The organism is Micromonospora sp. WMMD736 (assembly GCF_049179015.1).
GTDB lineage: Bacteria > Actinomycetota > Actinomycetes > Mycobacteriales > Micromonosporaceae > Micromonospora.
In genome coordinates, this window is the sequence record NZ_JBMHMI010000004.1 from 1 (window position 1) to 6,714 (window position 6,714).

Annotated in this window: 8 protein-coding genes, 1 tRNA gene and 1 pseudogene; 4 read left to right on the forward strand and 6 right to left on the reverse strand. The window is 66.0% G+C overall.

What is annotated here, in order from left to right:
• Positions 1-36 precede the first annotated feature (36 nt).
• Positions 37-522 carry a Dps family protein gene (locus ACN269_RS32290; RefSeq protein ID WP_421476770.1) on the forward strand — a complete coding sequence of 162 codons (486 nt, stop codon included), beginning with the start codon at positions 37-39 and terminating at the stop codon, positions 520-522.
• Here the strand turns inward: ACN269_RS32290 and ACN269_RS32295 are convergent.
• Positions 519-1,811 (reverse strand): adenylate/guanylate cyclase domain-containing protein, encoded by a 1,293-nt coding sequence (locus ACN269_RS32295; RefSeq protein WP_421476756.1) that lies wholly within the window; start codon positions 1,809-1,811, stop codon positions 519-521. The genes ACN269_RS32290 and ACN269_RS32295 overlap by 4 nt on opposite strands.
• A 135-nt stretch (positions 1,812-1,946) precedes the next feature.
• Here ACN269_RS32295 and ACN269_RS32300 point away from each other — a divergent pair, with 135 nt between their 5' ends.
• Positions 1,947-2,147, forward strand: a complete 201-nt coding sequence (locus tag ACN269_RS32300; RefSeq protein WP_421476758.1) for a three-helix bundle dimerization domain-containing protein — start codon at positions 1,947-1,949, stop codon at positions 2,145-2,147.
• Here the strand turns inward: ACN269_RS32300 and ACN269_RS32305 are convergent.
• Both ACN269_RS32305 and ACN269_RS32310 read right to left on the reverse strand, forming a co-directional pair.
• The gene (locus tag ACN269_RS32305; RefSeq protein WP_421476760.1) at positions 2,144-2,401 is read right to left on the reverse strand and encodes a hypothetical protein; all 258 of its coding nucleotides are present in this window, start codon (positions 2,399-2,401) and stop codon (positions 2,144-2,146) included. The two genes, ACN269_RS32300 and ACN269_RS32305, sit on opposite strands and share 4 nt — an antisense overlap.
• A 41-nt stretch (positions 2,402-2,442) precedes the next feature.
• Positions 2,443-2,516: transfer RNA gene (locus ACN269_RS32310), tRNA-Leu, on the reverse strand.
• 76 nt (positions 2,517-2,592) lie between these two features.
• Between ACN269_RS32310 and ACN269_RS32315 the strand changes: the two genes are divergently transcribed.
• Both ACN269_RS32315 and ACN269_RS32320 read left to right on the forward strand, forming a co-directional pair.
• Positions 2,593-3,207: an ANTAR domain-containing response regulator gene (locus ACN269_RS32315; protein ID WP_421476762.1), complete on the forward strand. Its 615-nt coding sequence runs from the start codon at positions 2,593-2,595 to the stop codon at positions 3,205-3,207.
• Between the two features lie 144 nt (positions 3,208-3,351).
• The gene (locus ACN269_RS32320; RefSeq protein WP_421476764.1) at positions 3,352-4,692 is read left to right on the forward strand and encodes an ABC transporter substrate-binding protein; all 1,341 of its coding nucleotides are present in this window, start codon (positions 3,352-3,354) and stop codon (positions 4,690-4,692) included.
• A 39-nt stretch (positions 4,693-4,731) separates the two neighbouring features.
• Here the strand turns inward: ACN269_RS32320 and ACN269_RS32325 are convergent, their stop codons facing one another.
• The 3 genes and pseudogenes from ACN269_RS32325 to ACN269_RS32335 all read right to left on the reverse strand — a co-directional run.
• Positions 4,732-5,535 carry an ABC transporter ATP-binding protein gene (locus ACN269_RS32325; RefSeq protein ID WP_421476766.1) on the reverse strand — a complete coding sequence of 268 codons (804 nt, stop codon included), beginning with the start codon at positions 5,533-5,535 and terminating at the stop codon, positions 4,732-4,734.
• The gene (locus tag ACN269_RS32330) at positions 5,532-6,377 is read right to left on the reverse strand and encodes an ABC transporter ATP-binding protein (RefSeq protein WP_421476768.1); all 846 of its coding nucleotides are present in this window, start codon (positions 6,375-6,377) and stop codon (positions 5,532-5,534) included. Before ACN269_RS32330 ends, ACN269_RS32325 begins: the two co-directional genes overlap by 4 nt.
• 106 nt (positions 6,378-6,483) lie before the next feature.
• A pseudogene (locus tag ACN269_RS32335) lies at positions 6,484-6,714 on the reverse strand (branched-chain amino acid ABC transporter permease); the annotation flags it as partial.

The following is a 6,714-nucleotide window of genomic DNA, read 5'->3' on the forward strand; positions in this document are numbered from 1 at the left end:
TGGATTGATTCCAAAATAGATCGAGTTGTACCTGGCATGAGTACACGTCGCCACGAATCAGAGATCACAGAATTTCAGGCATCGACCGAACTGAGCGCCAACCTGCAACGTGTGTTGGTCGACCTCATCGAACTGCACCTACAGGGCAAGCAGGCGCACTGGAACGTCATCGGAACCAACTTCCGTGATCTGCACTTGCAGCTCGACGAGTTGGTGGACTTCGCGCGCGAGGCCAGCGACACCGTGGCCGAGCGGATGCGGGCGCTGTGGGCGGTACCCGACGGCCGCACGGACACCGTGGCGGCCAACACCACGCTGCCGCAGTTTCCGCCCCACGAACAGAGCACGGCCGACGTTGTCGACCTGATCACCACCCGGATCTACGCCGCCGTCGACACGCTGCGCACGGTGCACGACCCCGTCGACGCCGAAGATCCCAGCACGGCCGACATCCTGCACCAGTTGATCGACGGGCTGGAGAAACTGGCCTGGCTGATCAAGACGGAGAACCGCAAGGTCTAAGTCAGGCCGGCGACGCGTTCGACCGCATTCCTGACCGCCTGGTCGTCCCGTCGGCCGACCAGGTACCAGGTGTGCATCACGCCCTTGCCCTTGATGTCGACATCGCCGCGCTCCTCGAGGACGAATGAGTCGCGGATGTGTTCGTACACGTTCTGCGGCACCTGGATTCGACCGACGACGTCGGTGGTTTCCATTCGGGACGCGACGTTGACCGCGTCGCCCCAGACGTCGTAGAAGAACTTGCGGGTGCCGACCACACCGGCCACCACCGGACCGCTGGCCAATCCGATCCGCAGCGGCACGGCCCGGCCGTGCGGATCGGTGAGATCGGCGACGGCGTCGGCCATGTCCAGCGCCAGACAGGCAAGAGCCTCGAGGTGGTCGGGTCTCGGGGTGGGCACCCCGCTGACGACCATGTAGGAATCGCCGCTGGTCTTGACCTTCTCCAGCCCGTGCCGGTCGACCAACGCGTCGAGTTCGCTGTAGAGCCGGTCGAGGAATCGGACCAGTTCGGTGGGTGCGGTGTCGCTGGCGCGCTTGGTATAGCCCGCAATGTCGGCGAACAGGATCGAGGCGTCGTCGTACTTGTCGGCGATGATGCTGCGGGACGGATCTTTGAGCCGCTGCGCGATGCTGGCTGGCAGGATATTGGCGAGCAGTTGCTCAGAACGCTGGTACTCGGCCTCCATCGCACGTTCAGCGCGGGCGATTTCGCGCAGCGCGTACCAGACCGTGGCGAACACCATGAGCGCGGAGGCCACGGCCGAGCTGACGAATCCGACCGTCGTCAACCATTCGGGCCGCAGGCCGCGGTCGTCCGGCACCAACAGCTCCAGGGCGATCATCGCCGCCACGCCCAGCGTGACCAGCGCCGCCGACAGCGCGAGCCGTTCGATGCCCAGCACCAGCACCACCAACGACGCCGACACCAGGAAGTAGAACTGCAGCCCGGACCCGGTCCCGACGCTGTAGCAGCTGAACGACACCGACAGGTAAGCCAACACGAAGAAGGTCAGCGGGGCGACGAGCTCACCGAATCGGTACAGCTTCGGGATGGCCAGGAACACCAGCGCGCAGGTCAGATTGAGCAGAGCGAGCCGCCACAGCGGCCCCCCGAGCGTCAGCTGTAGCACGCCGAAGCCGGCGGAAACCGCCGCGGCGATCCAGGTGGCGATGGTGAGTACCCGCAGCCGACTCGACACGCTCCGGGCATAGTGCTGGGTGCGGGCCGGGATGCGGCTCTGCAAGGCCACCGCAGGCACACAGGCCGACCGCGCGCTGATCGCCATCGCCCCAGCGTAGCGCTGTGACCTGCCTTCGCCGGCGCTCTCGGTCGACTTCTCGATCCCAGCCAATCCAATTGGGTGAGCTTTCGGGTTGACCGCGGGTGACCAGGATGTGAATCTGAGGTGATGGTCACGTCAATGAACGAGGAAACCCTGATTTCGGAAGTCATCGACAGACTAGCCGGCAGTTACCCGTCATTGACTCGTGAGGACATCGGCGCGGTCGTCGAGGAGTTGCGCACCCGGTTCGACGGCGCACCGGTGCGCGAGTTCGTCCCGCTGTTTGTCGAACGCCGCGCCCACCTTGCGCTGGACGAACTCGCCGTCTCCTACGCCTAACCCGTTCGGGCGCTGTCCGCGACGTTCTCGGCGATGCTCGGGAACCTGCGGTGCAAACGGGCGATCAGGAACTTCACTCTGTCGATTTCGCAACGCAATTCGGCAGCACGCCGACGAAACACCACTGCTTGCCGTGAATCGGCGTGTTCGAGCTTCGCCAGTTCGCCGACCGCCTCGCGAAGGCTGTCGCGCAGGGCCTCGCAGAGCACTCGGGCCTGCGCTCGATCCGGATCCTGTCCAGCCTCACCTGCCATCTGTCTATCGTGACATTTGCGCAGGCAGCGGGCGAATCGAGTGCCCTCGGTGAGATTCGAACTCACACTGTACGGGTTTTGAATCCGTTTCCTCTGCCAGTTGGGATACGAGGGCGCGCGCGTGCGCGGAGTACCACCTTAGAGGATGCCCCGGGGTCGCCCATCGGCCGCACTACCGCCACAATGTCGTCATGACCGGGTCACCGACCGATACCGACAAGTCCCGCCGTGTCCTCATCGCCGAGGACGAGGCACTCATCCGGCTGGACCTGGCCGAGATGCTGCGCGAGGAAGGCTACGAGGTTGTCGGGGAGGCCGGCGACGGGCAGGAGGCCGTCGACCTGAGCGAACGTCTGAAACCCGACCTGGTGATCATGGACGTGAAAATGCCGCGTCGTGACGGTATCGATGCGGCGAAGGAGATTGCCGGCAAGCGCATTGCGCCCATCGTCGTCCTGACCGCCTTCAGCCAGCGCGATCTCGTCGAGCGCGCCCGCGACGCCGGGGCGATGGCCTACCTGGTCAAGCCGTTCAACATCACCGACCTGATCCCGGCGATCGAGGTGGCGGTGAGCCGATTCAGTGAGATCAGTGCCTTGGAAACCGAAGTCGCGTCGCTGACCGACCGGCTCGAGACCCGCAAGCTGGTCGAACGCGCCAAGGGATTGCTGCAGACCAAGCACCAGATGAGTGAGCCCGAGGCGTTCAAGTGGATTCAGCGCGCGGCGATGGATCGCCGCACCACCATGAAGCGGGTGGCTGAAGTGGTGCTGGAAACCCTCGAAGACGGCAGCGCGTCCCGATAGGCACCGGACTACGCTCAGGTAACAGATTGATCACGTAGGCCTCCGGAGTCGCCGCGAAACCAGCCCAGCCGTTACGGTTCAGGACACGCGCGCCCGTGGGCGCACCGGTCACCATTGGCGACGAGACGTCAGGAGTGTCTTTCGATGAAGCATGTGTCCCTTGGCCGTACGTTCGCGGTGGTGGGCATCGCCGCGCTGGCCGTCGCGGGTTGCTCGAGTGAGCCCGCCGAGGAGTCGGCGGCCCCGGAGGAGACCACCACCACCGAAGGCGCCGCGGCTCCCGCGGAAGAGGTGTCCACCGATTGCGAGCCGCCCCAGGCGACCGCCGGCGCCACCCCGGACACCAGCCCGCTGAAGTTCGGCACCCTGCTGCCGGAAACCGGGACGCTGGCCTTCCTCGGCCCGCCGGAGATCGCCGGTGTGCAGATCGCCGTCAACGAGATCAACGAAGCGGGCGGGGTGCTGGGTGCCCCGGTGGAACTGGTCACCGGCGATTCGGGTGACACCACCACCGACGCCGCGAACACCACCGTCGATCGCGAGCTCGCCGAGGGCGTCGACGTCATCGTCGGCGCGGCCTCCTCGGCGGTGTCGCTGAAGGTGATCGACAAGATCGCGAGCGCCGGCGTGGTGATGTTCTCCCCGGCCAACACCTCCGACCAGTTCGTCTGCTACCCCGAAGACGGCATGTACTTCCGCACCGCCCCCACCGATGTGCTGCAGGCCCAGGCCCTGGCGCAGTTGATCACCCAGGACGGGGCGCAGCGGGTGGCGGTCATGGCGCTCAACGACCCGTACGGAACCGGTCTGGCGGCCAACACCGTCAAGGACCTGGAGGCCGCTGGCATCGCGTCGGACCAGATCACCAAGATCATCTACGACCCCAACGCCCAGTCATTCAATGCTGAGGTGGATCAGGTCAAGGAGTTCAACCCCGACGCAGTCGCGGTGATCGGGTTCGAGGAGAGCGCCAAGATCCTCACCCGGATGCATGAGGTCGGTATCGGCCCGTCAGACGGGATGCTGGTCTACGGCACCGACGGCAACATGGGCAACGCGCTGGGCGAGGGCGTCGCACCGGGCCTGCTGGAAGGCATGAAGGGCACCACCCCGCTCACCGACGTCGGTGACGAGTTCGAGGGACGGCTGCTGGCCGCCGACCCGGCGCTGGTGGACTTCAACTACGCCGGTGAGTCCTACGACGCGATCGTCGTCTCGGCACTGGCGGCCGAGCAGGCCGGTTCCACCGCCGGGGTGGACATCGCCGCCAACATCATCGGGGTGACCCGCGACGGCACCAAGTGCACCACCTTCGCGCAGTGCCGTGACCTGCTGGCGGCGGGTGAGGACATCGACTACGACGGTGTGACCGGGGAGTTGGCGTTCGGCCCGGCCGGTGAACCGTCGGTGGGTTCGTACGGCAGCCTGGTCTTCGGCCCGGACAACACGCTGGAGACCACCGACTACATCGTCGTCGAGGGCTGAGAGGCTGACGGGGCGGGCGGAGAGCGCTGGGCGAGTAGCTCAGCGCTCTCTGCTGCCGGCCAGGGTGCCCAGGTACAGCTCGATCACCTTGGGGTCGTTCATCAGGTTGCGCCCGGTGTCGGTGTAGGCGTTGGTGCCCTGGTCCAGTACGTAGCCGCGGTCGCAGATCTGCAGGCAGCGCCGCGCATTCTGCTCGACCATGATCACCGAGACCCCGGTGGCGTTGATCTGCTTGCAGCGAATGAACACCTCATCAGTGAACATCGGCGACAGGCCGGCCGACGGCTCGTCGAGCAGTAGCACCGACGGTTCCATCATCAGCGCGCGGCCGATGGCGACCATCTGGCGTTCACCGCCGGACAGCGCGCCTGCCTTGACCCGGCGCCGCTCGGCCAGCAGTGGGAAGAACTCGCTGACGTACGCGAATCGTTCGGCGAACTTCGAGGAGCGTAGGTAGATGCCCATCTCGAGGTTTTCCTCGATGGTCATCGATGGGAAGACGTTCTGGTTCTGCGGCACATAGCCGACCCCTTTGGTGACCAGCACGTGCGCGGGCGCCGAGGTGATGTCCGCACCGCGCAGCGACACCGTGCCGGTGCGCACCGGGATGAGCCCGAACAGGGTTTTCAGCAGCGTCGACTTTCCCGCCCCGTTCGGCCCGATGATGCCGACGATTTCGCCCTCGCGCAGATAGAAGTCACAGCCGCGCAGGATGTCGACCTCCGGTAGGTAGCCGGCCACCACCCGGTCCGCGCGCACCAACGCACCTTCGGCCAGCCGAGCATGTTCCTCAGGGGTTGCGGCCAATTCGGCCGGGGAGAGGTTGTCGCGCGAATCGGTCATGACAGATCGCCCGACTTGGCCGCGTTGGCCATCGCATTCTCGATCCGTTCGGCCAACTCGGCGGTGGCGCCCACCGGGTTGCCGTCGGCATCGAATTCCAGCACCTGATCGTGATGGCTGCCGAGATAGGCGTCCACCACGGCCGGGTTGTCGGCCAGCGCCTCCGGCGTCGACTCGGCGATCACCGCGCCCTGGGCCATCACCACCACCCAGTCGCTGATGTCGCGGATCACGTCCATGTCGTGTTCGACGAACACCACCGTCATGCCCTCGTCGCGCAGCGATTTGATGTGCCCCAACAGACTCTGGGTCAGCGCCGGATTCACCCCGGCCATCGGCTCGTCGAGCATGATCACCTTGGGCTCGGTCATCAGCGCCCGCGCCATCTCCAGCAGCTTGCGCTGTCCACCCGACAGTGAACCGGCCAGGTCATCGGCCTTGGCCGCCAGGTTGAATCGGCTCAGCATCTCGTGGGCGCGCTCGGTCACCTCGCGTTCCTGACCGCGCCAGGTGAACCGGAACAGCGACTTGAGGATCCGCTCGCCGCTCTGATCGGCCGCCCCGAGCCGGACATTGTCCAGCACCGACATTCGCGCTAAGGCCTTGGTGAGCTGAAAGGTGCGCACCACACCGCGGCGCGCCACCCGGTGCGGATGCAGCCGGCCCATCTCGCGCCCGTCCAGCGTCCAGGACCCGGTGTCGTGCTGGTCGAAGCCGGTGAGCAGATTGAAGAAGGTGGTCTTGCCGGCCCCGTTGGGCCCGATCAGGCCGGTGATACAGCCCCGTTCGATCTCGAGGTGCTCGACGTCGACGGCCTTGAGGCCGCCGAAGGACCGGGACATGTTGTCCACCACCATGATCGGGTCGGGCTTGGGCGATCCCGGCTCCGCGGCGACGTCGGCGAACGGGGAGGCCGACGGCGAATCGGACATCGGATCGAACGGGGTCTCAGCCATCGAGTTGCACCTCCCGTTTTCGCCCCATGATGCCTTGTGGTCGGAACACCATCAGCACCGCGATGAGAATGCCGAGCAGGACATAGCGCGTCGCACCGACCTGGGCATCGGTCAGCGGCAGCAGGGGATCGGGGCCGGCGATGGCCTGCCGCAACAGCGCGTCGGGGATGGCCAGCAGGAACCAGAACAGCATGGCGCCGACGACCGGACCGAACACCGTGGC

What these genes read in the sequence shown, in the direction of transcription:
- ACN269_RS32305 (WP_421476760.1), bottom strand. Translation starts at nt 2,401, where the DNA reads ATGGCAGGTGAGGCTGGACAGGATCCGGATCGAGCGCAGGCCCGAGTG.
- ACN269_RS32300 (WP_421476758.1), top strand. Translation starts at nt 1,947, where the DNA reads ATGAACGAGGAAACCCTGATTTCGGAAGTCATCGACAGACTAGCCGGC.
- ACN269_RS32330 (WP_421476768.1), bottom strand. Translation starts at nt 6,377, where the DNA reads ATGTCCCGGTCCTTCGGCGGCCTCAAGGCCGTCGACGTCGAGCACCTC.
- ACN269_RS32320 (WP_421476764.1), top strand. Translation starts at nt 3,352, where the DNA reads ATGAAGCATGTGTCCCTTGGCCGTACGTTCGCGGTGGTGGGCATCGCC.
- ACN269_RS32315 (WP_421476762.1), top strand. Translation starts at nt 2,593, where the DNA reads ATGACCGGGTCACCGACCGATACCGACAAGTCCCGCCGTGTCCTCATC.
- ACN269_RS32325 (WP_421476766.1), bottom strand. Translation starts at nt 5,535, where the DNA reads ATGACCGATTCGCGCGACAACCTCTCCCCGGCCGAATTGGCCGCAACC.
- ACN269_RS32290 (WP_421476770.1), top strand. Translation starts at nt 37, where the DNA reads ATGAGTACACGTCGCCACGAATCAGAGATCACAGAATTTCAGGCATCG.
- ACN269_RS32295 (WP_421476756.1), bottom strand. Translation starts at nt 1,811, where the DNA reads ATGGCGATCAGCGCGCGGTCGGCCTGTGTGCCTGCGGTGGCCTTGCAG.